The organism is Pseudomonas fungipugnans, from assembly GCF_029955235.1.
Taxonomy (GTDB): Bacteria; Pseudomonadota; Gammaproteobacteria; order Pseudomonadales; family Pseudomonadaceae; genus Aquipseudomonas; species Aquipseudomonas fungipugnans.
The window spans coordinates 1,926,322-1,950,554 of record NZ_JARBWL010000001.1 but is presented as its reverse complement, the minus strand read 5'-3'; the positions used below and the strand labels follow the sequence as shown (position 1 = coordinate 1,950,554).

18 protein-coding genes are annotated in these 24,233 nt (G+C 60.2%); 10 read left to right on the top strand and 8 right to left on the bottom strand.

All coding sequences use genetic code 11. From position 1 onward, the window contains the following. The first annotated feature begins 76 nt into the window (after nucleotides 1-76). From POF45_RS07695 to POF45_RS07685, 3 genes are all read left to right on the top strand, one after another. On the top strand, nucleotides 77-331 hold the full coding sequence (locus POF45_RS07695; protein ID WP_259495584.1) for a YkgJ family cysteine cluster protein: 255 nt from the start codon (nucleotides 77-79) through the stop codon (nucleotides 329-331). Nucleotides 332-372: 41 nt separating this feature from the next. Then, complete coding sequence (locus POF45_RS07690) at nucleotides 373-978, top strand: START domain-containing protein (RefSeq protein ID WP_259495583.1); 606 nt, start codon at nucleotides 373-375, stop codon at nucleotides 976-978. A 460-nt stretch (nucleotides 979-1,438) separates the two neighbouring features. Beyond that, the gene (locus POF45_RS07685) at nucleotides 1,439-3,532 is read left to right on the top strand and encodes an LTA synthase family protein (protein ID WP_259495581.1); all 2,094 of its coding nucleotides are present in this window, start codon (nucleotides 1,439-1,441) and stop codon (nucleotides 3,530-3,532) included. 59 nt (nucleotides 3,533-3,591) lie between these two features. On the opposite strand, the gene POF45_RS07680 is transcribed toward POF45_RS07685, so the two are convergent. Continuing rightward, nucleotides 3,592-3,750 carry a DUF3309 domain-containing protein gene (locus tag POF45_RS07680; protein WP_259503228.1) on the bottom strand — a complete coding sequence of 53 codons (159 nt, stop codon included), beginning with the start codon at nucleotides 3,748-3,750 and terminating at the stop codon, nucleotides 3,592-3,594. 266 nt (nucleotides 3,751-4,016) lie between these two features. On the opposite strand from POF45_RS07680, the gene POF45_RS07675 reads away from it, so the two are divergent. From POF45_RS07675 to csrA, 3 genes are all read left to right on the top strand, one after another. Continuing rightward, nucleotides 4,017-4,832: an SDR family oxidoreductase gene (locus POF45_RS07675; protein ID WP_282315469.1), complete on the top strand. Its 816-nt coding sequence runs from the start codon at nucleotides 4,017-4,019 to the stop codon at nucleotides 4,830-4,832. Nucleotides 4,833-4,896: 64 nt separating this feature from the next. Further along, nucleotides 4,897-5,229 carry a YnfA family protein gene (locus POF45_RS07670; protein WP_259495577.1) on the top strand — a complete coding sequence of 111 codons (333 nt, stop codon included), beginning with the start codon at nucleotides 4,897-4,899 and terminating at the stop codon, nucleotides 5,227-5,229. Nucleotides 5,230-5,381: 152 nt separating this feature from the next. Continuing rightward, on the top strand, nucleotides 5,382-5,567 hold the full coding sequence (gene csrA, locus POF45_RS07665; RefSeq protein ID WP_259495575.1) for a carbon storage regulator CsrA: 186 nt from the start codon (nucleotides 5,382-5,384) through the stop codon (nucleotides 5,565-5,567). Nucleotides 5,568-5,573: 6 nt separating this feature from the next. On the opposite strand, the gene POF45_RS07660 is transcribed toward csrA, so the two are convergent. The 4 genes from POF45_RS07660 to POF45_RS07645 form a co-directional block, all read right to left on the bottom strand. Beyond that, entirely contained in the window at nucleotides 5,574-5,801 is a 228-nt protein-coding gene (locus POF45_RS07660) for a YheU family protein (RefSeq protein WP_003199186.1), read from the bottom strand. Between the two features lie 209 nt (nucleotides 5,802-6,010). Further along, a complete protein-coding gene (locus POF45_RS07655) occupies nucleotides 6,011-7,201 on the bottom strand; it encodes an osmoprotectant NAGGN system M42 family peptidase (RefSeq protein WP_259495572.1) in 1,191 nt (396 codons plus the stop codon). Nucleotides 7,202-7,367: 166 nt separating this feature from the next. Continuing rightward, nucleotides 7,368-9,116, bottom strand: coding sequence for an N-acetylglutaminylglutamine synthetase (gene ngg, locus POF45_RS07650; RefSeq protein WP_282315468.1), 1,749 nt, complete (start codon nucleotides 9,114-9,116; stop codon nucleotides 7,368-7,370). 3 nt (nucleotides 9,117-9,119) lie between these two features. Next, complete coding sequence (locus POF45_RS07645; protein ID WP_282315467.1) at nucleotides 9,120-10,892, bottom strand: N-acetylglutaminylglutamine amidotransferase; 1,773 nt, start codon at nucleotides 10,890-10,892, stop codon at nucleotides 9,120-9,122. A 300-nt stretch (nucleotides 10,893-11,192) separates the two neighbouring features. Between POF45_RS07645 and POF45_RS07640 the strand changes: the two genes are divergently transcribed. Further along, nucleotides 11,193-16,019, top strand: a complete 4,827-nt coding sequence (locus POF45_RS07640; RefSeq protein WP_282315466.1) for an NEL-type E3 ubiquitin ligase domain-containing protein — start codon at nucleotides 11,193-11,195, stop codon at nucleotides 16,017-16,019. 5 nt (nucleotides 16,020-16,024) lie between these two features. On the opposite strand, the gene mnmC is transcribed toward POF45_RS07640, so the two are convergent. Continuing rightward, nucleotides 16,025-18,004: a bifunctional tRNA (5-methylaminomethyl-2-thiouridine)(34)-methyltransferase MnmC2/FAD-dependent 5-carboxymethylaminomethyl-2-thiouridine(34) oxidoreductase MnmC1 gene (mnmC, locus tag POF45_RS07635; RefSeq protein ID WP_282315465.1), complete on the bottom strand. Its 1,980-nt coding sequence runs from the start codon at nucleotides 18,002-18,004 to the stop codon at nucleotides 16,025-16,027. A 179-nt stretch (nucleotides 18,005-18,183) separates the two neighbouring features. Here mnmC and pap point away from each other — a divergent pair, with 179 nt between their 5' ends. Continuing rightward, the gene (pap, locus tag POF45_RS07630; RefSeq protein ID WP_282315464.1) at nucleotides 18,184-19,701 is read left to right on the top strand and encodes a polyphosphate:AMP phosphotransferase; all 1,518 of its coding nucleotides are present in this window, start codon (nucleotides 18,184-18,186) and stop codon (nucleotides 19,699-19,701) included. Nucleotides 19,702-19,803: 102 nt separating this feature from the next. Beyond that, the gene (locus POF45_RS07625; RefSeq protein ID WP_282315463.1) at nucleotides 19,804-20,988 is read left to right on the top strand and encodes a thiolase family protein; all 1,185 of its coding nucleotides are present in this window, start codon (nucleotides 19,804-19,806) and stop codon (nucleotides 20,986-20,988) included. 123 nt (nucleotides 20,989-21,111) lie between these two features. Here the strand turns inward: POF45_RS07625 and POF45_RS07620 are convergent, their stop codons facing one another. Then, nucleotides 21,112-21,306: a DUF6316 family protein gene (locus POF45_RS07620; RefSeq protein WP_259495564.1), complete on the bottom strand. Its 195-nt coding sequence runs from the start codon at nucleotides 21,304-21,306 to the stop codon at nucleotides 21,112-21,114. 203 nt (nucleotides 21,307-21,509) lie between these two features. On the opposite strand from POF45_RS07620, the gene POF45_RS07615 reads away from it, so the two are divergent. Beyond that, a complete protein-coding gene (locus POF45_RS07615) occupies nucleotides 21,510-22,469 on the top strand; it encodes a DMT family transporter (RefSeq protein WP_259495562.1) in 960 nt (319 codons plus the stop codon). Between the two features lie 186 nt (nucleotides 22,470-22,655). Here the strand turns inward: POF45_RS07615 and POF45_RS07610 are convergent, their stop codons facing one another. Then, a complete protein-coding gene (locus POF45_RS07610; RefSeq protein WP_259495561.1) occupies nucleotides 22,656-24,050 on the bottom strand; it encodes a class II fumarate hydratase in 1,395 nt (464 codons plus the stop codon). Nucleotides 24,051-24,233 lie beyond the last annotated feature (183 nt).

Genomic DNA, 24,233 nt, shown 5'->3' with positions numbered 1-24,233 from the left:
TTCCCGTCGCGGGAAAACTGATTGAGAACGCCCCTTGGTCCCTTTAACACATTGCCCGTCGCGAGGAGCTGCCGTCATGAAATGCCGTGAAGGCTGTGGCGCCTGTTGTATTGCCCCTTCCATCAGTTCACCGATTCCAGGCATGCCCAATGGCAAGCCCGCCGGAGAACGTTGCGTGCAACTGTCTGTCGAAAATCTGTGCACTATTTTTGGCCAGGCCGAGCGTCCGGCCGTTTGCTCTGCTTTCGAGGCCGATGCCGACGTCTGTGGAAACAGCAGCGAAGAAGCCATCAGGCTGATTGGCTGGTGGGAGCAAATGACAGCGGCGTGATGTGTTTTACGAACGGAACTTCAACAATAAGGAATAAGACTATGGGTTCGCTGCATCGTATTGCTGTGCTGTGTGGTTTGACGGCAGTGCTGGCCACTTCGGCCGCTTGGGCCGAGGACTGGAAAGTCGCCAAGAACGAGGACGGTATCAAGGTTTCCTTGAGTGAAGTGCCTGGCTCCGACTACAAGGCCTATCAGGGCGTCACCCTGATGAAAACCACCATGGCCAAACTGCGCGCGTTGCAGGAAGACGTGGCGGGCGCCTGCTCCTGGATTCACGAATGCAAGATGCAGAAGCTGCTCAAGCACGACGGCGATCAGAGCTGGACTTACACGCAGTTCAATACCCCATGGCCCGTTACCCCGCGTGACTCGGTGCTGCATGTCACCACCGTCGAAGGCGCCGATGGCAGCCTGACCCGCAAACTTGAAGGCGTGCCGACCTACGTGCCTGAAGAAAAAGGCTTTGTGCGGGTTGCTCAGGTTGAGGGGTTCTGGAAGTTCGTGCCCAAGGGCGACCAGGTCGAAGTGACCTACCAGGTCCACACCGAGCCTGGCGGCAGCGTGCCAGCGATGGTGGCGAACAAGTTCGTGGTTGATGCGCCGTTCAACACCTTGAAAGCCTTGAAGGCGCGCGCGGAGAAGTGACGGCGTAGCGGCTTCGATAAACGCCCCGACTGGTTCGGGGCGTTTTGCTTTAAAGACGCGGCTGCCCACAATCCCTGTGGGAGCTGGCTTGCCTGCGATGGCGTCGGCACGTTCAACATTGATGTTGAAGTTGAGGGCCTCTTCGCGGGCAAGCCCGCTCCCACAGTTTCTGCCTCTGGCTGGGGTTTATTGTGTTACCTAATATGCGCTGTACGAAATTTTCACAAAGCCTCCAAGACAATTCGCACTCGTGATTTCCCCCTGAACTTTGCATCAAAGTCCCTGTTCCAGAGCGCCGCAGCACAGAGTTCGCTGTTGCGGACAGTAATCAATGGCAATGGCGCGAACGATCGTGCAACATTTGCGCACCGCGCAAGCCCCGAGGCCGAGTTCTGGCCAACAGAGGGCAGGGCGCAGCTGTATTTTTGAAACTTAAACTTCCAATGGGTCCTAAAACGACATGGCAAACCCGGACGCCCTGAATCAGCAGCGAGCTTCTAGTCGCCTGCTGCAACCGACCGTCAAATCGCATCTGGCCTACACGCTGTTGTGCGCTCTGGTCATGATGGTCATGTTCAGCCTGCTGCGCGTCGCGCTGCTGGTGTACAACCGCGAGATGATCCTCGACACCCCGGCCTCGACCTTTTTCGAAGCCTTCGCCAACGGCCTGCGTTTCGACCTGCGCCTGGTGGTCTACATCTGTGTTCCGCTGGTGCTGGCGCTGTTCAGCGCACGTGCCATGGCCGCTCGCGGGTTCTTCCGTTTCTGGCTGACCATCGCATCCAGCATCGCGCTGTTCCTCGGCCTGATGGAGATGGACTTCTACCGCGAATTCCACCAGCGCCTCAACGGCCTGGTCTTCCAGTACGTCAAGGAAGACCCGAAAACCGTAATGAGCATGCTCTGGTACGGTTTCCCGGTGGTTCGCTACCTGCTGGCCTGGGCAGTGGGCACCGTGATCCTGACCCTGGCGTTCAAGGGCGCCGACCGCGCCACCCGTCCACGCGGTCCGTTCAGCGGCGGCAGCATCGGCACTCGCCAGATTGCCCCCTGGTACGCGCGCATCGCGGTGTTTGTGGTCTGCCTGCTGATCTGCGTCGTTGCCGCCCGTGGCACCTTGCGTCAAGGCCCGCCACTGCGCTGGGGTGACGTCTACACCACCGATTCGAACTTCGCCAACCAGCTGGGCCTCAACGGTTCGCTGTCGCTGATCGCAGCGGCCAAGGACCGGATGTCCGAAGATCGCGACAACATCTGGAAGGCCACCCTGCCGCAAGCTCAAGCGCAGAAAGTGGTACGTGACATGCTGGTGCTTGCGGACGAAAAACTGGTGGATGCCGACATTGCCGCTGTGCGTCGCGACTACACGCCGCCAGCCGAAAAGACCCTGCCGATCAAGAACGTCGTTGTGATCCTGATGGAAAGCATGGCCGGTCACTCGGTCGGCGCGCTGGGCGCACCGGGCAACATCACGCCGTACCTGGACAAACTGTCCAAGGAAGGCCTGTTGTTCGACCGCTTTTTCTCCAACGGCACCCATACCCACCAGGGCATGTTTGCCACCATGGCCTGCTTCCCGAACCTGCCGGGTTTCGAATACCTGATGCAGACCCCCGAAGGCAGCCACAAACTGTCGGGCCTGCCGCAGCTGCTCAGCGCGCGCAAGTATGACGACGTGTATGTCTATAACGGTGATTTCGCCTGGGATAACCAGTCCGGCTTCTTCAGCAACCAGGGCATGACCAACTTCGTTGGCCGTAACGACTTCGTCAACCCGGTGTTCTCCGACCCGACCTGGGGCGTGTCCGACCAGGACATGTTCGACCGTGGTCTGGTAGAGCTCAAGGCGCGGGAAAACGGCAAGCCGTTCTATGCGCTGTTGCAAACCCTGTCCAACCACACCCCGTATGCGCTGCCGACGCCATTGCCGGTTGAGCCTGTGACCGATCGTGGCAGCCTGAACGAGCATTTGACGGCCATGCGTTACGCCGACTGGGCGTTGGGGCAGTTCTTTGAAAAGGCCCGCAAGGAGCCGTACTTCAAGGAAACCCTGTTTGTGATCGTGGGCGACCACGGTTTCGGCAACGAGCGCCAGATCACCGAAATGGACCTGGGCCGCTTCAACGTGCCGATGCTGATGATCGCGCCGGGCATCCAGGAAAAATTCGGTCAGCGTGACCACACCGTGGGTACGCAGATCGACATCGTGCCGACCATCATGGGGCGCATCGGTGGTGAAGTGCGTCATCAGTGCTGGGGGCGTGACTTGCTCAACCTGCCTGCAGGCGATACCGGTTTTGGTGTGATCAAGCCTTCGGGCAGCGAACAGACCACCGCCATCGTCACTGCTGACCAGATCCTGGTTCTGCCGAAGGAAAAGGAAATGGCGCCAAAGATGTACCAGTACGAACTGGGTGCCAATCCGCACGCTGAGATCATCCCTGATGCTCCGCGGACCGCCGAGCTGAAACTCAAGCTCGAAGCGTTCCTGCAAACGGCGACCAAGAGCTTGCTGGACAACACCGCCGGTGTGGTTAACGGCAAGCCGGACTAATACTTCAGGCAATAAAAAAGAGGCTCTTCAAGAGCCTCTTTTTTTTGCCTGCTAAATCTCTATATCCTGCCCATCAACAGCAAGACGATCAGCACAATCAATACCACACCGATAATGCCTGACGGGCCATAACCCCAACTTCTTGAGTGCGGGAAGACTGGCAAACCGCCGACCAGCAGCAGAATTAGAATAACGATCAGAATGGTGCCCATGTCTATTTCCTTGTTCGAAGTGTTCTGGAATGACGTAGCTCTTAACTGTCAGCTGGACTGGAATGAATCCGAACTGCTTAATAAATCCGACTGGTGTAGCTGAAAGAAAATTCCAAGTTTTTTAATGTTTTTTTGAAAAGTGCGTTATTTCTTTTAGTTGCACCGTGATCGCCGGCTTTGCCTGGGCCATTCAGCAATCTGATGGAGCGTGGCTCGGGTAAGTTCCTTCGCTACACTCGCCAGATCTCCCCGGAACAACAAGGCTGTTCGCTATGCAAAATCGCATGATGATCACTGGCGCGGGCTCCGGCCTGGGTCGCGAAATCGCGCTGCGCTGGGCCCGCGAGGGCTGGCAACTGGCCTTGTCGGACGTCAGCGAGCCGGGCCTGCAAGAAACTCTGAAGCGGGTGCGTGAGGCAGGTGGCGATGGCTTCACCCAGCGTTGCGATGTGCGTGACTACAGCCAGTTGACGGCGTTTGCCCAGGCCTGCGAAGAAAAACTCGGTGGCATCGACATCATCGTCAACAATGCTGGCGTGGCGTCGGGCGGCTTCTTCAGCGAGCTGTCCCTTGAAGACTGGGACTGGCAGATCGCGATCAACCTGATGGGCGTGGTCAAGGGCTGCAAGGCGTTCCTGCCGCTGCTGGAACAGAGCAAAGGCAAGATCATCAATATCGCCTCGATGGCTGCCTTGATGCAGGGCCCGGCCATGAGCAATTACAACGTGGCCAAGGCCGGCGTGGTGGCGTTGTCCGAAAGCCTGCTGATCGAACTGGCGCAGCAGGAAGTTGGCGTGCATGTGGTATGCCCCTCGTTCTTCCAGACCAACCTGCTGGACTCTTTTCGAGGCCCGACCCCGGCGATGAAGGCCCAGGTCGGCAAGTTGCTCGAGAGTTCACCGATCACTGCCACCGACATTGCCGACTACATCTTCAAGCAGGTCGCCGACGGCGAGTTCATGATTCTGCCCCATGAGCAGGGCCGTATGGCCTGGGCGATCAAGCAGAAGAACCCGCAATTGCTCTACAACGAAATGACCGTCATGGCCGACAAGATGCGCGCCAAGGCCAAACACCCCGCCAACTGAACTTGCCCCTGCGTTACTACGTCGTTAGGGTGGCCGCCAACGGTCATCCTTACGAGACGTCTCTATGCTCAATTACCTGTGGTTTTTCCTTGCCGCGCTGTTTGAAATCGCCGGCTGCTTCGCCTTCTGGATGTGGCTGCGTCAGGGTAAAAGCGCGTTGTGGGTGATCCCGGCCTTATTGAGCCTGACGGTGTTCGCACTGTTGCTGACCCGGGTCGAAGCCACCTACGCCGGCCGTGCCTATGCCGCCTACGGAGGCATCTACATCATTGCATCCATTGGCTGGCTGGCAGTGGTCGAGCGGGTCCGTCCGCTGGGCTCGGACTGGATCGGCGTGGCGCTGTGCGTCATCGGTGCGTCTGTCATCCTCTTCGGCCCGCGTTTCTCCGCGTCCTGACAGATCGGTCCTGCTTTTTCATGTTTTGCAGGAAATGTCTGAAGGGTTGTTTTTCAGTCGCTGTAGGGCATGACTGATTTGCAGGCGGCGCATTGTAGGTCCGCAACGGTCGCGGCATCTTCAGAGTCCGGTAACTCTGAAGGACCAATACCATGCTAGTACTCAGTCGCGTTGTGGGTGAATTGATCTCCATCGGTGACAACATTTCCGTACGCATTCTGGCTGTCAGTGGCAGCAACGTGCGTTTCGGTGTGGAAGCGCCACAAAACGTCAATGTGCATCGATCCGAAGTCTATAAACGGATCCAGACCAAGCAGGCCGAAGGCAAGGTCCGCTAGGCGGGCTCAGTCAAACAGATGCTTGGGCACGTCATGCTTGAGCATCAATTGGCACTGCTCGCTCTCGGGGTCGAAAACAATCAGCGCCTGCCCCTTGGTCAAGGCTTGGCGAACCCGTAGCACACGGGTTTCCAGCGGCGTGTCGTCACCGTTGTCGGTGCCGTCGCGGGTCACGAAGTCTTCGATCAGGCGGGTGAGGGTGTCGACTTCAAGTTGGTCGTGGGGGATGAGCATAGGCACCTCGGGCAAGACAATGTCGCGATGCTACGGTGAATGGGTCATTGCGGCTAGCTTGGGCTTGTTCATTGCCTGATCCACCGCTTTGGCGAGCAGGCTCGCTCCCACATTTTGACCGCGTTCACCTATGGGAATGCGGTTTCCTGTGGGAGCGAGCCTGCTCGCAAAGGCATCAGATCAGGCACCCAAAATCTCAAAATCCAGACTCAGTTATCAGTTCGCTGCCCCACCAGGCTGTCCACCGACGGCACTCGTGTATCGCTTTCCATCTGCGTCTCATGCTCGATCTGATGACTGAAGCGATCCAGCGAGCCCTTCGCCGGTTGCGCATCGCTGGCAAACACCGGCGGGCTCAGAATGTAGGCGCCCAGCAAGCGGCTGAGTGCTGCAAGGCTGTCGATGTGGGTGCGTTCATAGCCGTGAGTGGCGTCGCAGCCGAAGGCCAGCAGGGCGGTGCGAATGTCATGACCGGCGGTGACCGCCGAATGTGCATCGCTGAAGTAGTAACGGAACAGGTCGCGCCGTACCGGCAACTCGTTGTCGCTGGCCAGGCGCAGCAGATGCCGCGACAGGTGATAGTCATACGGCCCGCCCGAATCCTGCATCGCCACACTCACCGCGTGTTCGCTGGAGTGCTGGCCCGGTGCGACCGGCGCAATGTCGATGCCGACAAACTCGCTGACGTCCCACGGTAATGCAGCCGCCGCGCCGCTGCCGGTTTCCTCGGTGATGGTGAACAGCGGGTGACAGTCGATCATCAACTCTTCACCGCTGTCCACAATCGCCTTGAGCGCCGCCAGCAATGCGGCAACCCCTGCCTTGTCATCCAGATGGCGGGCGCTGATATGACCGCTTTCGGTGAACTCCGGCAGCGGGTCGAAGGCGACGAAATCGCCGACGCTGATGCCCAGCGAATCGCAATCGGCACGGGTGGCGCAATAGGCGTCCAGGCGCAACTCAATGTGGTCCCAACTGATCGGCATTTCATCCACGGCGGTGTTGAACGCGTGCCCGGAGGCCATCAGCGGCAACACGCTGCCGCGAATCACGCCGTTGTCGGTAAACAGGCTGACCCGGCTGCCTTCGGCGAAACGGCTGGACCAGCAGCCCACTGGCGCCAGGGTCAGGCGGCCATTGTCCTTCACCGCGCGTACGGCTGCACCGATGGTGTCCAGGTGCGCGGAAACGGCACGGTCCGGGCTGTTTTTCTTACCCTTGAGCGTGGCGCGAATGGTGCCGCGCCGGGTCATTTCGAACGGAATGCCGAGTTCTTCAAGACGCTCGGCGACGTAGCGTACGATGGTGTCGGTGAACCCGGTCGGGCTGGGAATGGCGAGCATTTCCAGCAGGACTTTTTGCAGGTAGTTGAGGTCCGGTTCGGGGATTTTACTGGTCATGGAAACTCCTGATGAGTTGAGGGCATCGATGGTTTCGATGAGGGACTGCTGAATGTGGGTTGCCTGTGCCGGCCCCTTCGCGAGCAAGCCCAGCTCCCACATTTGGAATGCGTTCCCCTGTGGGAGCGTGCTTGCCCGCGAAGGCGTCAGTTCAAGCGATACACATTTATGAGAGGGCCGGCTGACTATGCGGAAACAACAAATCCACAAACCGCTCCGCCGTCGGCTGCGGTTCATGATTGGCTAACCCGGCACGTTCATTGGCCTCGATAAACACGTACGCCGGCTGATCGGCGGCCGGCACCATGAGGTCGAGCCCGACCATCGGAATGTCCAGCGCCCGCGCCGCCCTGACCGCCGCATCCACCAGCGTCGGGTGCAGGATCGCCGTGACGTCCTCTAGAGCCCCGCCGGTATGCAGATTCGCCGTCTTGCGTACGAACAGATGCTCGCCCGCCGGCAGGATCGTGCTGTAGTCGTAACCCGCCGCGTGCAAGGTGCGCTGGGTTTCGTGGTCCAGCGGGATTTTGCTTTCACCGCTGGTGGCTGCCTGACGGCGCCGGCTCTGGGCTTCGATCAGCGCGCCGATGGAATGCTGGCCGTCGCCGACCACTTCGGCCGGGCGGCGAATGGCGGCGGCAACCACCTCGAAACCGATTACCACAATCCGCAGGTCAAGCCCTTCGTGGAAACTTTCCAGCAGCACTCGGCTGTCGAATTGGCGGGCGGCTTCGATGGCTTGCTGAACGTCCTCGATGGTCCGCAGATCCACCGCCACGCCATGGCCCTGTTCGCCATCCAGCGGTTTGACCACCACCCGTTCGTGCTCATCGAGGAACGCCAGGTTGTCATCAGCATTGCCGGCCAGTTGCTGGCACGGCAGGTTCAAGCCGGCCGCTTTCAGGACTTTGTGGGTCAGGCTCTTGTCCTGGCACAGGCTCATGCTGATGGCGCTGGTCAGGTCACTGAGTGACTCACGGCAACGCACCCGACGCCCGCCATGGCTTAAGGTAAACATGCCGGCATCGACATCATCGACCTGCACATCGATGCCACGACGATGGGCTTCCTCGACGATGATCCGCGCATAGGGGTTGAACTCGGCCTCGGGGCCGGGGCCGAGGAACAGCGGCTGATTGATACCGTTCTTGCGCTTGATGGCGAAGGTCGACAGATTGCGAAAGCCGAGCTTGGCGTAAAGACTTTTCGCCTGCCGATTATCGTGCAGCACCGAGAGATCGAGGTAACTCAACCCACGGCTCATGAAGTGCTCGACCAAATGCCGCACCAGCACTTCACCGACGCCGGGGCGCGAGCAATGCGGGTCGACCGCCAGGCACCACAGGCTGCTGCCGTTTTCCGGATCGTTGAAGGCCTTGTGATGATTGAGGCCCATGACGCTGCCAATGATCGCGCCACTGTCCTCGTCCTCGGCCAGCCAGTACACCGGGCCGCCCTGAGCGTGCGGCGTCAGTCGTGCGGCATCGATCGGCAGCATGCCGCGGGCCTGATACAGCTGATTGATTGCCTGCCAGTCGCTGTCGCTCTGGGCCCGGCGAATACGGAAACCACGAAACACGCGAGTGGCCTGGCGGTAATCGCTGAACCACAGGCGCAGCGTGTCGGACGGATCGAGAAACAGCTGCGCCGGCTCCAGGCCCAGCACTTGCTGGGGCGCGGCGACGTACAGGGCAATGTCGCGTTCGCCCTGCTGTTCGTTGAGCAACTCCTGAGCCAGGCTGGCCGGGTCGGGGAATGTATGGCCGATCAACAACCGGCCCCAGCCGCAGTGCACGGCAATCGGCGCGGCGCCCAGTTCGCTGCCGTCTTCGGCCAGGCGCGCCTGCAAGCGTTCGTAGGAAGGGGCCTGGCCACGCAGCAAGCGTTGGTTGTAGGCCGTGGCATGGGGTTTCATCGATCAGATTCCTTGTTCACTGAGCCACAGGTTCAGGGCCGCCAGTTGCCACAGCTTGGAGCCGCGCAATGGCGTCAGTTGCCCTTGCGGGTCGGTCAGTAGACGGTCGAGCATGGCCGGGTTGAACAGGCCGCGATCCTGGCTCGGATCCAGCAGCAGTTCACGCACCCAGTTCAGGGTGTCGCCCTGCAAATGCTTGAGGCCCGGCACCGGGAAATAACCCTTTTTACGGTCGATCACTTCGCTTGGAATGACCAGTCGCGCCGCTTCTTTCAACACCTGTTTGCCGCCGTCGGGCAGTTTGAATTTGCCGGGCACCCGCGCCGACAACTCCACCAGGCGATAGTCGAGAAACGGCGTGCGCGCTTCCAGGCCCCAGGCCATGGTCATGTTGTCGACACGTTTGACCGGGTCGTCGACCAGCATCACCGTGCTGTCCAGACGCAGCGCCTTGTCCACGGCCGCATCGGCACCGGGCTGGGCAAAGTGTTCTTTCACGAAATCGCCGGCTGCGTCGTTGGCCGTCAGCCATTTCGGCTGCACGGTGGCGGCATAGTCGTCGTAGCTGCGGTCGAAAAACGCATCGCGATAAGCCCTATACGGATCGGCGGCACCGTCCACTTGCGGATACCAGTGGTAACCGGCAAACAACTCGTCCGCGCCCTGGCCGCTCTGCACCACTTTGCAGTGCTTGGCCACTTCGCGGGACAGCAGGTAGAAGGCGATGCAGTCGTGGCTGACCATCGGCTCGCTCATCGCCCGGAAGGCGGCAGGCAGTTGCTCGATGATTTCCTTTTCGTCGATGCGCAACTGATGGTGCCGGGTGCCGTAATGCTTGGCGATCAGGTCCGAGTACTGGAACTCGTCACCACGCTCGCCGCCGGCATCCTGGAAACCGATGGAAAAGGTCGACAGGTTTTCCACGCCGACTTCACGCAACAGCCCGACCAGCAGGCTCGAATCGACGCCGCCGGAAAGCAGCACGCCGACATCCACCGCGGCGCGCTGACGAATCGCTACCGCGTCTCGGGTGCTGTCGAGTACACGGTCGCGCCAGTCTTCCAGGGTCAGGTTCATCTCGTCGGCGTGTGGGCCGTAGGGCAAGGTCCACCAGGTTTTCTGCTCGGTGCTGCCGTCCGCCTCGATGCGCATCCAGGTCGCTGGCGGCAGCTTTTCGATGCCCGCCAGCAGGGTGCGCGGGGCCGGAACCACGGCATGGAAATTCAGATAGTGATTGAGCGCCACCGGATCGAGGATCGGGTTGATGTCGCCGCCCTTGAGCAGCGCCGGCAATGCCGAGGCAAAACGCAGGCGCTGGCCGGTGCGCGACAGGTACAGCGGCTTGACGCCGAGGCGGTCGCGGGCAATGAACAGCCGCTGGGCATCGCGCTCCCAGATGGCAAAGGCGAACATGCCGTTGAGCTTGGGCAGCAGGGCTTCGCCCCAGGCGTGATAGCCCTTGAGCAACACTTCGGTGTCACCGCCGGAATAGAAGGCATAACCGAGGCTTTCAAGCTCCGTGCGCAGTTCCGGGAAGTTGTAGATCGCGCCGTTGAAGGCCAGGGACAGGCCGAGCTGGTTGTCGATCATCGGCTGCGCCGAGCCGTCCGACAAGTCCATGATTTTCAGGCGACGATGGCCCAGGGCAATCGGCCCTTGGGCATGAAAACCCCACGCGTCAGGACCGCGAGGGGCCAGGTGATGGGTGATTCGTTCAACGGCTGCAAGGTCCGCAGGTTGATGATCAAAGCGTAACTCGCCAGCTAATCCGCACATAAAGTCCTTACCGGTTTTTCCGTTGGGGAGGGTCGATCGTTACCCCGCCAAAAATGGCGGGTACCCAGAAGCTGACCCCAGTGGGTAGGTGGGAGTTTTAGATCGATAGGTTATAAGCAGGCCGGTGGCGGTGATGGAGCGAGCAGGCACAAAAGGCAGGGAGCCATGCGGTACATAGTGATGCCAAACATGCAAAGTCTTGCTTGAAGCAGGGCTGAACCGACCGGGATTTCCTGTTTTTTTTCCTGAGAGAGAGTCGATAGGTTAAGGGCCTCTGACTCGCAACAAGGAAGATTGCAGATGTTGAATATGGACGCGGCGGTGCCTGTGAACCGCTCATTGAGTCAAACCGAAATCCTTGCCGCGCTGCTTGAAGCAACAGGGGATCTGGACAAGGCTCAGGTGCTGCAAAAGGGAATGCCTGACTGGCTGCTCAAGGGGGGCTCACCTGTCCTCGCAGCGCTGGATACCGATATTCAGGCACTGCTGATCTACCAGCAAAAGTGCGAACTGCTGATGCACACGCTGCAATCGCTGGATGGTTTCTGTGCCTCCCAATTATCGGCCGCCCTGACCAAAAAATGGACGGTGGCCTTTGATGTCGACAACGATGTGCTGGTGCTTCCCGGCGTCGACTGTGATTGCGAAGCAACGTCGACGGAAGTCGAAGGCATCGAAAAAGTATTGATGGCAAGGCACAGCCTGCTACAGGCGGCGATGCAGAATTTCACCGCCGACGAAAGTGCGCCGGGCGGCTTTCCGGCAGGCAGCACCCTTGAAGTCGCCTCGGCCCCGCTAGGTGTGACGGCGCTCACCCCGCAGGCCTTTGCCACGTTCTGTCGTGAACTTGATCTGGGCAAGCGCTATCAGGCACATATCAGCGAAGTGTTCAATCTGTCGGCCACTTCGGGCACGCTGAGCAATGACCTCAAGTCGCTCAAACTCATGAAGTTGAAGGTGGATGCTCACCTTGCCTATCTGAAAAAACACATCACGCAAGAGGCCTACAAATCGCTTCTCCTGCTGAATATCCACAGCGGGACAGGCGCTGAAGCGGGCGTTCAGAGCATACTTCACGGTACCGAATCGCTGATCATTCAGGGCATGGAATTGTTCAGCACCTGTGTTTGGGGTGTGGTGGTGTTTTCCAGGCGCTCGGTCGAGGCCTGGCCCACTGAGTGGTGTGTCGTGTACATGCCCAACGAGCCTGATCGGCCCCTCCACGAATACAGCACCTTCGCCGAGTTCAAGTCGTACTTGATCGGGGCTCTGAAAAAGACCGGCTATATGGACTACTTTGCCCACGGGATTGAAGAAGACCGCAAGCAGGCATTCGCCAAGTCGTTTGCACAGTCCGGTAATCTGGACACCTTCAAGGCGCTGCCGATTACCCTGCCGCTGTTCCAGTTCATGATTCAGAGTTCACTCGGCAAGATGCAGGTCGATGCGCGGGTACTGGCCGTGCCGACCGCCGATATTGATGAGGAAGCTCGCAAGAAACGTCTTGAGCGCTATCTGGAGCAAGGGCTGACGATTGCCAACGTCGCGGCTTTTTTTGTGCCGGTGCTGGGGCAGTTGATGATCGGTGTGAGTGTCGGCATGTTGCTGGGCGAAGTGTATGACGGTGTCCAGGACTGGCAGCACGGCGACAAACAGGAGGCGCTTTCTCACCTGTTCAGCGTCGCGGAAAACATCGCGCTGATGACGACCTTTGCAGTGGGCGGCAAAGTGGTCGGCTCGCTGATCAGGAAAACCGTGCGCGAACACCCGGAGTTTTTCAGCCGGTTCGAAGCGGTGACTCATGGCAAACCCCGGCTCTGGCGATCCGGCCTTGATCCGTATAAACGTCCCCTCAGCACCCTGAGCGGACACGCCGCCGACTGGGAGGGGGTTTATCAGGTGGACGGGCAGCCGCACATCCGGATCGACGACGATGTCTACCGGATTCAATACGACCCGATGCTGAAAAAGTGGCGGGTACGGCACCCCTTGCGGCCTGATGCCTTTTCTCCGGTGCTGGAGCACAACGGCGAGGGTGGCTGGCGCCTCTCGTTCGAGCAACCGCAGCAATGGCGCACGGGAAGTTACGCGCTCAAGCGTCTGGACGCGCGCCTTGCAGCGCAGGAGGACAGCCGGCTGGAGAAGATTCGCAGCGTGTGTGGCACTTCCATCGCCGAGCTGCATCAGTTGAGCGAGGAAGGCCAGGTCTTGAACGCCCGGTTGAAGGACACGATCCGGCGCTTTCGCCTGGATGAGCGTATTCGTGACTTTATCGCGGATCTGGAGCGGGGGGATTCACGCAGCACCGCTTACCTGTCAGAACAATTGCATGCCTTGCCGTTGATGAAGGATTGGCCGCAAGGGCGTTTCATCCGGGTACTCGATGCCGAGCAGAATGTGACTGCGTTTTACCCGCCGACGGCTCGGCTCGCCGACGCGGATCTGGCGGTGGATGTCTCGGTCACCCAATTGGCACAAGGCAAGTTGTTTGAAACCGTGGTGGCGAGCTTGTACCAGAGTGAAGTCGACACCTTGCTCGTCAACAAGGCGGTCACCGAAACGGAAAGCGAGGCGCTCGCCAAAAAACTTGCGGCGTCTGTGAAGGCGGATCGATTGCCGTTATTTGACCGTTTGTATGAATTTCACGGCAGCGGCAGCGGCAGCGGTGGCGATGCGGGCTTCCTCAAAACGGCATTCCCCCGACTGCCCACCGCTATGGCGCAGGAGCTGGTTGATCAGGCCAGCAGTGTCGAACGCTTGCGGTTGCGCACGACCAGGCGTGTCCCCTTGGCGCTGGCATACAACGCCCGCAAAGCCTTGGCGCAGATTCGGCTGGACCAGGCCATAAGCGGATTTTATCTCCCGGAAATCGCCGGCGCTGAGACAAACAAATTGGCGCTCTCCTTGCTGGAACATTTACGCGGTTGGGACAGCAAGCTGTTGCTTGAGGTTCGTGAGGGCTCGGTGACCGGCGAAGTGCTGCAGCGTGTCGGCAAGCCAGACAGTGCCTTCAAACGAACCATCGTCCAATCAGCCTCTGGCTACCAGGCTTTTGACGGCGATGCCAACCCTCTGGCTGCGGTCGCCAAGGGCCCGGATGCGTTGTACGCAACGATTGTGCAAGCGCTGCCTCAGGCACAGCGAACGGCCATGGGGCGTGGCATTTTATTGCCGGAGGATGCCTGGCGTTTACGCAGCCAATTGCTGGCCCGCGCCACAGAAGAGCGTCAGATGACTGCCCGGATATTGGCCGGTGAGCCGGTGGTCGATACGCCGGAGCCGGTTTCCTGTGTACAGGCAGATCCCGCGGCACCGTCGTCCAGACATGCCTCTGCCCTGTTGCGTAAAACCAGAAAGCTTTACCCGCTGATGAGTGAAACAGAGATTGATACCTTGCTCGACGGTTTAGGCACGGATCACCTCACCCGAGCCACTGCGATACAGCAGCGTCAGCGCCAACTTGAAAAGCTGCGTGAATTGCTCAAGGTCTGGTGCAGCGATAACGTCGAAATGCGCAAGCTGGCTGGCAACCTCGGCGAGTATCAACACAGTCGCCGGCAAGTGGCCGATGCCATCGTGAACAGTTGGCGGCGTCTGGTGGTTCTTCGTGACGAGCGGGGCATCGGCGTGCCCGGGATCAGGCTGGACGGCATGCGCGTTGGCAAGCTGCCGACGCTGGCGCAGGACCTGGACTTCAGTCATATAAAGCATCTTTCCCTCAAAGGCATGGAGCAAGCTGATGACTTGGCCTATTTCCTCAAACACTTCAAGGCACTGGAGGTGCTGGAGCTGGATAACAACAAACTGAAGACGCTGCCCGAGGTGCTTTCGTTGATGCCGAAGCTCAAGCATTTGAGCTTCAAGGACAACCAATTGGTACTGACGGAACATACGTTGGCGAAGCTGGCTTCGATGCGCACGCTGACGTCGTTGAATCTAAGCAACAACCGACTCGGGGCGACGCCGGATCTGAGCAAGATGTTCGACCTGCGTATGTTGTCGTTGCGTGACACCCGGGCCACGGAGCTGCCCAAAGGGCTTAACCGTCTGCCTAACCTGGATCATGTGGATTTGCGTAATAACGAGATAACGGCCTTGCCTGAATGGTTGTTCTTCGTTCCCAAGCGTTTCAGTGAGGTGGTCAATCTGCGAACCAATCCTCTGGACACCATCAGCCGTATCAAGCTCAAGAGCTATCGCGACCGTACAGGGGTCGGCATGGGTTTTCTTGAAGACGACATTGCGCGGATGAATGAACAGGAAGCCAAAAAGCTCTGGCTGCCTGAAGACGTTAGCGTGACGTTCCCCCGACGTGGCCCCATTTGGGCGACGCTCAAGGATGATCCTCGCTCCGAGGGCCTGTTTCAGTTGTTGGCCGAAGTGGGTAATACCGCAGATTCCCAGTATGTGCGTGAAGACATGACCACCCGAGTCTGGTCGATACTGGAGGCTACCGAGGGCCATGGTGCGCTGCGTGAGCAGCTATTCGACCTGGCGGCCAGCCCGATCAATTGCACCGACTCGGCGGCAATGAATTTCAGTCATCTGGAAGTGGCAGTAGCGGTCGACAAGGTTGTCGGTACTTCGAGGTCTGCGCAGTCAGCGGCCCCACTTTTGAAGCTGGGCAGAGGGCTGTTCCGGCTTGACCAACTGGACAAGGTCGCGCAGTCACACATCCAGAAGAATCCGACGGTGGATCCGCTTGAAGTGAGTCTGGCCTATCGAACCGGCCTGGCCGATACGTTTGACCTGCCAGGGCAACCTCGACATATGCGGTTCGCTTCCCTGAGTGGCGTGGCGGCGGCAGATCTGGCTACGGCACAGCATGTGGTGAAAACAGCCGAGTTGTCTTCCGAGCTGCTGAAGTTCATGGTGCAGTGGCCCTATTGGGCGGACTACTTGAAAAGCCACTACCCACGCCAGTTTGCCAAGGTCAATGACCCTCTTCAGGTCCGCCTGCAAAGTGTGTTCGATCAGGCCGAGAGTTTGAAGGATGTTGATTACCGGCAGCAGATCGATGCCCTCAACAGTGAGCAGGCCGCAGCCGAGAAAACGGTGCTGGAGAAGCTGACCCAGGACGCCATCAAGCTGGTCGACCTGGGGGTATGTGCCGTTCCTGAATCCTGACGGGTTCAGCTTCCGCGAATCAACCGGCGCAAGGCAAAGCGGTTCGGGTGACACGCCTCGGCCACACTGCGCGGCAAGGGCAGCGGTTCATTCTCCAGCCAGGCGGCCAACAACTCGCCGGACAGCGGCGCGGTGATCAAGCCGCGTGAGCCGTGACCGCTGTTGACGTACAAACCGTCGAGCCATGGGCACACAACGTCTGGCACTTGCCGGGCGTCTTTGCCGAGGGCGGCATAGGCCTGATTGAACGCCTCGCCATCGGCCAGTGGGCCGACGATGGGCAGGTAGTCCGGGCTGGTGCAACGGAACGCCGCGCGGCCTTGCAGCTGTTCGGCGTCCAGTTGTCCGGCGTGCAGGCGGGTGACCAGGTCGGTGGAAATTTCTTCCAGCAATTGCAGGTTGCCCAGATGCTCGGCGGTGGTTGGCGTCAGGTCGTCGCTATTGAAATCGAAGCTGGCGCCGAGGGTGTGTTCGCCCAGTCGTGCGGGCGCCACATAGCCTTCGGCGCAGACGACGGTGGCCAGGCTCTGGCTTTCGGTGGTTTGCGCCAGCCGGGTGATTTGCCCGCGAATGCGTTTGAGCGGCAGCTCGGCACTCTGGGCGAAGCGTTTGATCTCAGCCGCGCCGGCCAGCACCACCACCGGCGCGCTGGCCAGCAAGGTGTCGCCGTCCCACGCCTGCCACTGGTCATCGACCTTGCGCAGCGCCAGCACCTCGCGGTGGGTCAGCAATTGCACATTAGGGTGCGTTGCCTGCCAGCGGCACAGCGCGGGCGGATGAACCCAGCCACCTTCGGGGTAAAACAATCCGCCATGGGCCAGCGCGATGCCGGCCCGGGCCTGGGCTTGCGGCTGATCCAGCCGGTGCAGCAGGTCGGCGGGAAACGCTGCGGCCAGTTGCGCCTGACGCTCGGCTTCCTTGGCATTGAAGGCCAGTTGCAGCACCCCGCAGCCGTCCCAGTCGACGCCACGATGAAGGTGTTCGAGCGCCCGCCGGGTATGGCCGAAACCGCTGACAATCAGCTGTGACAACGCCGTGCCGTGCGCCGACAGCTTCAGATACAGCACCCCTTGAGGATTGCCCGATGCTTCCTGGGCGATGTCGGCATGGCGCTCCAGCAAACTCACCTGCCAGCCCCGAGCCGCCAGACTGGCAGCGCTGGCACAACCGGCCAGACCGGCGCCGATCACCAGTGCGCGGCGTTCGCCTTGCGGTTGTGCGGGGCGCGCGAACCAGGGCTTGGCGGGCGCAGGTGCGGCCACCTCGGCAGGCCAGCCGACAAAAGCACCGCGCAGGATTTCCCATTTATGGCCGATGCCCGGCGTGCGTTTCATCTTGAAGCCCGCCGCATTCAGCAAGCGGCGTACCCAGCCGGTGCTGGTGAAGGTGCTGATGGTCGAGCCAGGCGCTGCCAGGCGCGCCAGTTCGGCAAACAGCTCGGCGGTCCACATGTCGGGGTTTTTCGCCGGGGCGAAGCCGTCCAGAAACCAGGCATCGATCTGTGCGTCCAGCTGCGGCAACTGTTCCAGCGCATCACCGATCAGCAAGGTCAGGGTGACTCGTCCGTTATCCAGCACCAGCCGTTGAAAACCCTGATGAATCGCCACGTACTGCGCCATTAACTGATCGGCGAACGGCTTGAGTTCTGGCCATAACGCCAGCGCGCGTTTCAGGTCCGGGGCGGTCAGCGGGTATTTTTCCACGCTGACAAAATGCAATCGGGCACCGGTCACGGCCTGCTCTTCAAACAATTGCCAGGCGCAAAGGAAATTCAGCCCGGTGCCGAAACCGGTCTCGCCAATCACCAGTCGCCCATCGGCGGGCAACGCGGCGAAGCGCTCTTTCAGACGATTCTGTTCGATGAACACATAGCGGGTTTCGTCCAGCCCCGAGAGGTCGGAAAAATACACATCATCGAATACCCGCGAGTACGGGCGACCTTGGTCGTCCCAGTCGAGCTGGGCGTTGGGCAATTCAGGGTTCATGGCAGGCTCGGCAACGGCAAGGCGGGCATTCTATCTGATCGGGGCTTGAGTGCTTGATCCATGGCAATGTCCGAAGCCACTCGGTCAGGGAAAATTCGCCGCCGGTTTTTTGTGACGAACTTCTGCACTGACCACCTGCCCAATCCGCTAGTCTTGCTCAATCCTGGAAGGAGCTGCCCATGTTCGAATCCGCCGAAATCGGTCACGCCATCGACAAAGAAACCTATGACGCCGAAGTGCCGACGCTGCGCGAAGCCCTGCTTGAAGCGCAGTACGAACTGCAGCAGCAGAAGCGTTTTCCGGTGATCATTCTGATCAACGGCATCGAAGGCGCCGGCAAGGGCGAGACGATCAAGTTGCTCAACGAATGGATGGACCCGCGTCTGATCGAGGTCCGCACGTTCGATCAGCAGACCGATGAAGAGCTGGCGCGGCCTCCGGCCTGGCGCTACTGGCGAATGCTGCCGGCCAAGGGCCGCATGGGGATTTTTTTCGGCAACTGGTACAGCCAGATGCTGCAAGGTCGGGTCAATGGCGACTTCAAGGACCCGGTGCTGGATCAGGCGATCAACCAGTCCGAGCGTTTCGAGAAAATGCTCTGCGATGAAGGCGCGCTGATCTTCAAGTTCTGGTTTCACCTCTCCAAGAAGCAAATGAAAGCGCGGCTCAAAGCCCTGGCAGATGACCCACTGCACAGCTGGCGCATCAGTCCGCTGGACTGGCAGCAATCCGAAACCTACGACAAGTTCGTGAAATACGGCGAGCGCGTGTTGCGCCGCACCAGCCGCGATTACGCGCCCTGGCATGTCATCGAAGGCGTGGACGCCCATTACCGCAGTCTGACGGTGGGCAAGATTCTGCTTGAGGGCCTGCAAAATGCTTTGACGCGGTCCAGTCTCCATCCCGACAAGGTCAATGCCGCGCCGCTACCGACCCAGGCTGTTGATCAGATGAACCTGCTCGACAGCCTTGATCTGACCTTGCGCCTGGACAAGGACGACTACGAAGAACAGCTGATTACCGAGCAGGCGCGATTCTCCGGCCTGATGCGCGACAAGCGCATGCGTCGGCACGCACTGGTGGCCGCGTTCGAAGGCAATGATGCGGCGGGCAAGGGCGGGGCGATCCGTCGGGTCGCGGCGGCGCTCGATCCACGTCAGTACAACATCGTGCCGATTGCCGCCCCCACTGAAGACGAGCGAGCCCAGCCCTACCTCTGGCGGTTCTGGCGACAACTGCCGGCCAAGGGCAAGTTCACGATATTCGACCGTTCCTGGTACGGCCGGGTGCTGGTGGAGCGCATCGAGGGTTTCTGCCCTCCAGCCGACTGGTTGCGGGCCTACAGCGAAATCAACGACTTCGAAGAGCAGATTTCCCAGTCGGGGATCATCGTCGTCAAGTTCTGGCTGGCCATCGACAAGCAGACGCAACTGGAACGTTTCCAGGCCCGGGAAGAGATCCCCTTCAAGCGCTTCAAGATCACCGAAGACGACTGGCGCAACCGCGACAAGTGGGACGCTTATCGTGGGGCGGTGGGCGACATGGTTGATCGCACCAGCACCGAGATCTCACCCTGGACCCTGGTCGAAGCCAACGACAAGCGCTGGGCGCGGGTCAAGGTCTTGCGCACGATCAATCGGGCGCTGGAAGAGGCGTTCGAGAAGTCCGACAAGAAGGCGAAAAAGCACAAGCACTGAGCCGATGGCGACGCATACGCGGGATGAATGATTGTCGCGGTCGGCGACGGAGTGGATTTATGCTCGATCCACTCTCAGCCGACAACAACAATGAGGCAGGCCATGCGTGAAGTGGTGATCGTCGACAGCGTGCGGACCGGCCTGGCCAAGTCCTTTCGCGGCAAGTTCAATATGACCCGCCCGGATGACATGACGGCCCATTGCGTCGATGCGCTGCTGACGCGCAACGACATCGACCCGGCCAGCGTCGAGGATTGCATCGTCGGTGCCGGCTCCAACGAAGGCGCCCAGGGCTACAACATCGGGCGCAACGTCGCGGTGTTGTCCCGTCTGGGCATCGGCACGGCGGGTATGACCCTCAATCGCTTCTGCTCCTCGGGCTTGCAGGCCATTGCCATCGCCGCCAACCAGATTGCCTCGGGTTGCAGCGAGATCATTGTTGCCGGTGGCGTCGAATCCATCAGCCTGACCATGAAAAGCGTCAACACTGACAACCTGATCAACCCGCTGCTGAAAGAGCAGGTGCCCGGCATCTACTTCCCGATGGGCCAGACCGCCGAAATCGTCGCCCGTCGTTACAACGTCAGCCGCGAGGCGCAGGACATTTATGCGCTGCAAAGCCAGCAGCGCACCGCACAGGCTCAGGCGGCCGGTTTGTTTGATGATGAAATCGTGCCGATGGCGGTGAAATACCGAGTGGAAGACAAGGCCACCGGACAGGTGCAAATCATTGACGGGATCGTTGAGCGCGATGACTGCAACCGCCCGGACACCACGCTGCAAAGTCTGGCAGGTTTGAAGCCGGTGTTCGCCGAGGACGGCTCGGTGACGGCGGGCAACTCGTCGCAGTTGTCGGACGGTGCGTCGATGACGCTGGTGATGAGCCTGGAAAAAGCCCTGGCGCTGGGGCTGAAACCGAAAGCGTTCTTCCGTGGTTTTACCGTGGCCGGGTGCGCGCCGGATGAGATGGGTATCGGTCCGGTGTTCTCGGTGCCCAAACTGCTCAAGGCCAAGGGCTTGCAGGTCGCGGATATCGATTTGTGGGAACTCAACGAAGCGTTTGCGTCGCAGTGCCTGTACAGCCGCAATCGGCTGGAAATCGACAACGATAAGTACAACGTCAATGGTGGCTCGATTTCGATTGGCCACCCGTTCGGCATGACCGGCTCACGGCAGGTAGGGCATCTGGTGCGGGAGTTGCAACGGCGCAGCGTGCGTTACGGGATCGTCACGATGTGTGTCGGCGGCGGGATGGGGGCTACGGGGTTGTTTGAGGCGGTGCGTTAAGGCTCCGGGATTTGTGTTGCTTGTCCGATAGCTTTCGCGAGCAAGCCCGCTCCCAGTTTGGATCTGTGCCATATGCCAGATGCTTTTGGGGGCGAGCCTGCTCGCGAATCCCGGCGCCCCGGTTCAGTGAGTCGTGCTCAACAGCTGCATCCGCTCGATATAAGCCTGAATCTCCCGCTCAGCCAGCTCTGGATTATCAAACGGCCCCTCCAGGGTGTTTTCCCGAGTGCTGAAGTACAACTGCCCATTGACCCGACATAACCGGTCACTGCGAAAGTGGATCGCCGGTGCGTTGTCGCGGGCGCGCATGCCGTACATGGCTGTTCTCCTGAGGGGGACTGCGGATCCAATCAGCTTATGCCTGAACCACTTGCGCTGCCTGTCGATCTGATCGACGGCAATGCGTCAATTAAAGGGTGCGACCTGCACCGTTTCATTCGCGCCAGCGGGAAACTGTCCCTGTGTACGTGACGGCGCCGGGCCTAGAATGGCTTTTCTCGCCACTTGGCTTTGGGGGCAGCATGCACATTTCATCGGGTCGCTGGGTTTACGGTCTGTTTCTGGCCCTGCTGACCGCGCTGCTGTGGGGGATTTTGCCGATCAAACTCAAACAGGTGCTGCTGGTGATGGACCCGGTGACAGTCACCTGGTTTCGCTTGCTGGTATCGGGCGGTTGCCTGTTCCTGTATCTGGCCGCGACACGGCGCCTGCCAAGCCGCAAAGTGCTGGGTCCCAAGGGTGGCTGGCTGGTGCTGATGGCGGTGCTGGGGCTGGTTGGCAACTACGTTTTGTATCTGATGGGCCTGAACCTGCTGAGCCCTGGCACCGCACAACTGGTGGTGCAGATGGGCCCGATCCTGTTGCTGATCGCCAGCCTGTTCGTGTTCAAGGAGCGCTTCAGCGTGGGGCAGGGGATTGGCCTGCTGGTTTTGTTGATCGGCTTCGCGCTGTTTTTCAATCAGCGACTGGCCGAGTTGCTCACGTCCCTGACCGACTACACCACCGGGGTGCTGATGGTGCTGGCCGCGTCGACGGTCTGGACCTTTTATGCGCTGGGCCAGAAGCAATTGCTCACGGTGTGGAATTCGTTGCAGGTGATGATGGTGATCTACCTGTTTTGCGCGCTGCTGTTGACGCCATGGGTGCATCCGCTGGAGGCGCTGCGATTGAGCCGGCTGCAGGGCTGGCTACTGTTGGGATGCTGTCTCAATACCTTGATTGCCTATGGCGCATTTGCCGAAGCGCTGGCCCATTGGGAGGCGTCGCGGGTGAGTGCGACCCTGGCGATTACGCCATTGGTGACGTTTGCGGCGGTGGCGATGGCGGCCTGGTTGTGGCCTGACTATGTGCATGCCGAGACGATCAATGGCCTGGGCTATGGCGGGGCGGTGCTGGTGGTGTTCGGCTCGGCACTGGTGGCGTTGGGGCCGTCGTTGATTGCCGGGCTCAGGGCGCGGCGGGTTCGGATGACGGCAGGTTAGACCGCGTTATCGTTCTTCGCGGGCAAGCCACGCTCCCACAGGTGACTGAGTGCTTCTGTGGGAGATGGCGTTATCGTTCTTCGCGAGCAGGCTCGCTCCCACAGGTGACCGGGTTTTTCTGTTGCAACCCGGTCAACTGTGGAAGCGGGCTTGCTCGTGAAGGCGGCCTGTCAGGCGCTACACAACTCAGCCCTTTGTCCCGGCCTCCAGCATATTCTCTGGCCGCACCCAGGCATCAAACTGCTCATCCGTCAGATACCCCAGCTGCAATGCCGCCTCACGCAAGGTCAGCCCTTCGGCATACGCCTTCTTGGCAATCTCTGCCGACTTGTCGTAACCGATGTGCGGGTTCAGCGCCGTCACCAGCATCAAACCCTGTTCCAGATGCTCGGCCATTTTCGCCGCATCCGGTTCCAGCCCGGCGATGCAGTGCTGCTGGAAGTTGCTGCAGCCATCGCCCAGCAGACGGATCGATTGCAGCAGGTTGTGGATGATCACCGGTTTGAACACGTTCAGTTGCAGGTGACCCTGACTCGCGGCAAAACCAATCGCCACGTCATTGCCCAGGACCTGGCAGGCGAGCATCGACAATGCCTCGCACTGGGTCGGGTTGACCTTGCCCGGCATGATCGAACTGCCCGGTTCGTTGGCCGGCAGTTTCACCTCGGCCAAGCCGGCCCGTGGCCCGGAGCCGAGCAGGCGCAGGTCATTGGCGATTTTCATCAGGGTCACGGCCAGGGTTTTCAGCGCGCCGGACAGGGTGGTCAGCGGTTCATGGCCGGCGAGGGCGGCAAACTTGTTCGGTGCCGTGACGAACGGCAAGCCCGACAGCGCGGCCAGCTCGGCGGCAATCGCTTCGCCAAAGCCGTGAGGTGAATTCAGCCCGGTGCCGACAGCGGTGCCGCCCTGGGCCAGTTCGCAGACCTGCGGCAATGCGTTGCGGATCGCCCGTTCGGCGTAATCCAGTTGCGCGATATAGGCTGAAACTTCCTGGCCAAAGGTGATCGGCGTCGCATCCATCATGTGCGTGCGACCGGTCTTGACCAGTTTCATGTGCCGCGCCGACAACTCTGCCAGCCCACCGGACAACTCGCTGATCGCCGGCAACAACTGCTGCTGCACTGCCTGGACGGTAGCGATGTGCATGGCGGTGGGGAAGCAGTCGTTGGAGCTCTGGGAGCGATTCACATGATCGTTGGGGTGCACCGGGATCTTGCCGCCACGGGCATTGCCGGCCAGTTCATTGGCGCGCCCTGCGATCACTTCGTTGACGTTCATGTTGCTCTGGGTGCCACTGCCGGTTTGCCACACCACCAGCGGAAACTGGTCGTCATGCTGGCCGTCGAGGACTTCGTCGGCGGCTTGTTCGATCAGCCGGGCGATGTCGGCGGGCAGGTCGCCATTACGGTCGTTGACCCGGGCGGCGGCCTTCTTGATCAGCGCCAGGGCGTGCAACACGGCCAAGGGCATGCGTTCCTGGCCGATGGCGAAGTTGATCAGCGAACGTTGGGTCTGAGCGCCCCAGTACGCTTCATCCGGGACTTCCACCTGGCCCAGGCTGTCGGTTTCGATACGGCTCATCGCTCACACTCCTGTTGGTCTGATTGGGCAGTTTAGGCCCTGATCGACGGCTGTGGTTCCATCTGCCGTGTTTTATGACCGCTGAGCCTGCAAATCAGGCCCCATCAGGGGTGGGGGGTTGAGCCACGGCGTTTTTTAGGCGCAGAATGGGCGCCCTTGGGGTCTTACCTCGCCTGCTAGAAA

Bases quoted from the DNA above. Each gene is read 5' to 3' on its own strand.
- POF45_RS07695 (WP_259495584.1), top strand. From the start codon at position 77: ATGAAATGCCGTGAAGGCTGTGGCGCCTGTTGTATTGCCCCTTCCATC.
- POF45_RS07690 (WP_259495583.1), top strand. From the start codon at position 373: ATGGGTTCGCTGCATCGTATTGCTGTGCTGTGTGGTTTGACGGCAGTG.
- POF45_RS07685 (WP_259495581.1), top strand. From the start codon at position 1,439: ATGGCAAACCCGGACGCCCTGAATCAGCAGCGAGCTTCTAGTCGCCTG.
- POF45_RS07675 (WP_282315469.1), top strand. From the start codon at position 4,017: ATGCAAAATCGCATGATGATCACTGGCGCGGGCTCCGGCCTGGGTCGC.
- POF45_RS07670 (WP_259495577.1), top strand. From the start codon at position 4,897: ATGCTCAATTACCTGTGGTTTTTCCTTGCCGCGCTGTTTGAAATCGCC.
- csrA (WP_259495575.1), top strand. From the start codon at position 5,382: ATGCTAGTACTCAGTCGCGTTGTGGGTGAATTGATCTCCATCGGTGAC.
- POF45_RS07660 (WP_003199186.1), bottom strand. From the start codon at position 5,801: ATGCTCATCCCCCACGACCAACTTGAAGTCGACACCCTCACCCGCCTG.
- POF45_RS07655 (WP_259495572.1), bottom strand. From the start codon at position 7,201: ATGACCAGTAAAATCCCCGAACCGGACCTCAACTACCTGCAAAAAGTC.
- ngg (WP_282315468.1), bottom strand. From the start codon at position 9,116: ATGAAACCCCATGCCACGGCCTACAACCAACGCTTGCTGCGTGGCCAG.
- POF45_RS07645 (WP_282315467.1), bottom strand. From the start codon at position 10,892: ATGTGCGGATTAGCTGGCGAGTTACGCTTTGATCATCAACCTGCGGAC.
- POF45_RS07640 (WP_282315466.1), top strand. From the start codon at position 11,193: ATGTTGAATATGGACGCGGCGGTGCCTGTGAACCGCTCATTGAGTCAA.
- mnmC (WP_282315465.1), bottom strand. From the start codon at position 18,004: ATGAACCCTGAATTGCCCAACGCCCAGCTCGACTGGGACGACCAAGGT.
- pap (WP_282315464.1), top strand. From the start codon at position 18,184: ATGTTCGAATCCGCCGAAATCGGTCACGCCATCGACAAAGAAACCTAT.
- POF45_RS07625 (WP_282315463.1), top strand. From the start codon at position 19,804: ATGCGTGAAGTGGTGATCGTCGACAGCGTGCGGACCGGCCTGGCCAAG.
- POF45_RS07620 (WP_259495564.1), bottom strand. From the start codon at position 21,306: ATGTACGGCATGCGCGCCCGCGACAACGCACCGGCGATCCACTTTCGC.
- POF45_RS07615 (WP_259495562.1), top strand. From the start codon at position 21,510: ATGCACATTTCATCGGGTCGCTGGGTTTACGGTCTGTTTCTGGCCCTG.
- POF45_RS07610 (WP_259495561.1), bottom strand. From the start codon at position 24,050: ATGAGCCGTATCGAAACCGACAGCCTGGGCCAGGTGGAAGTCCCGGAT.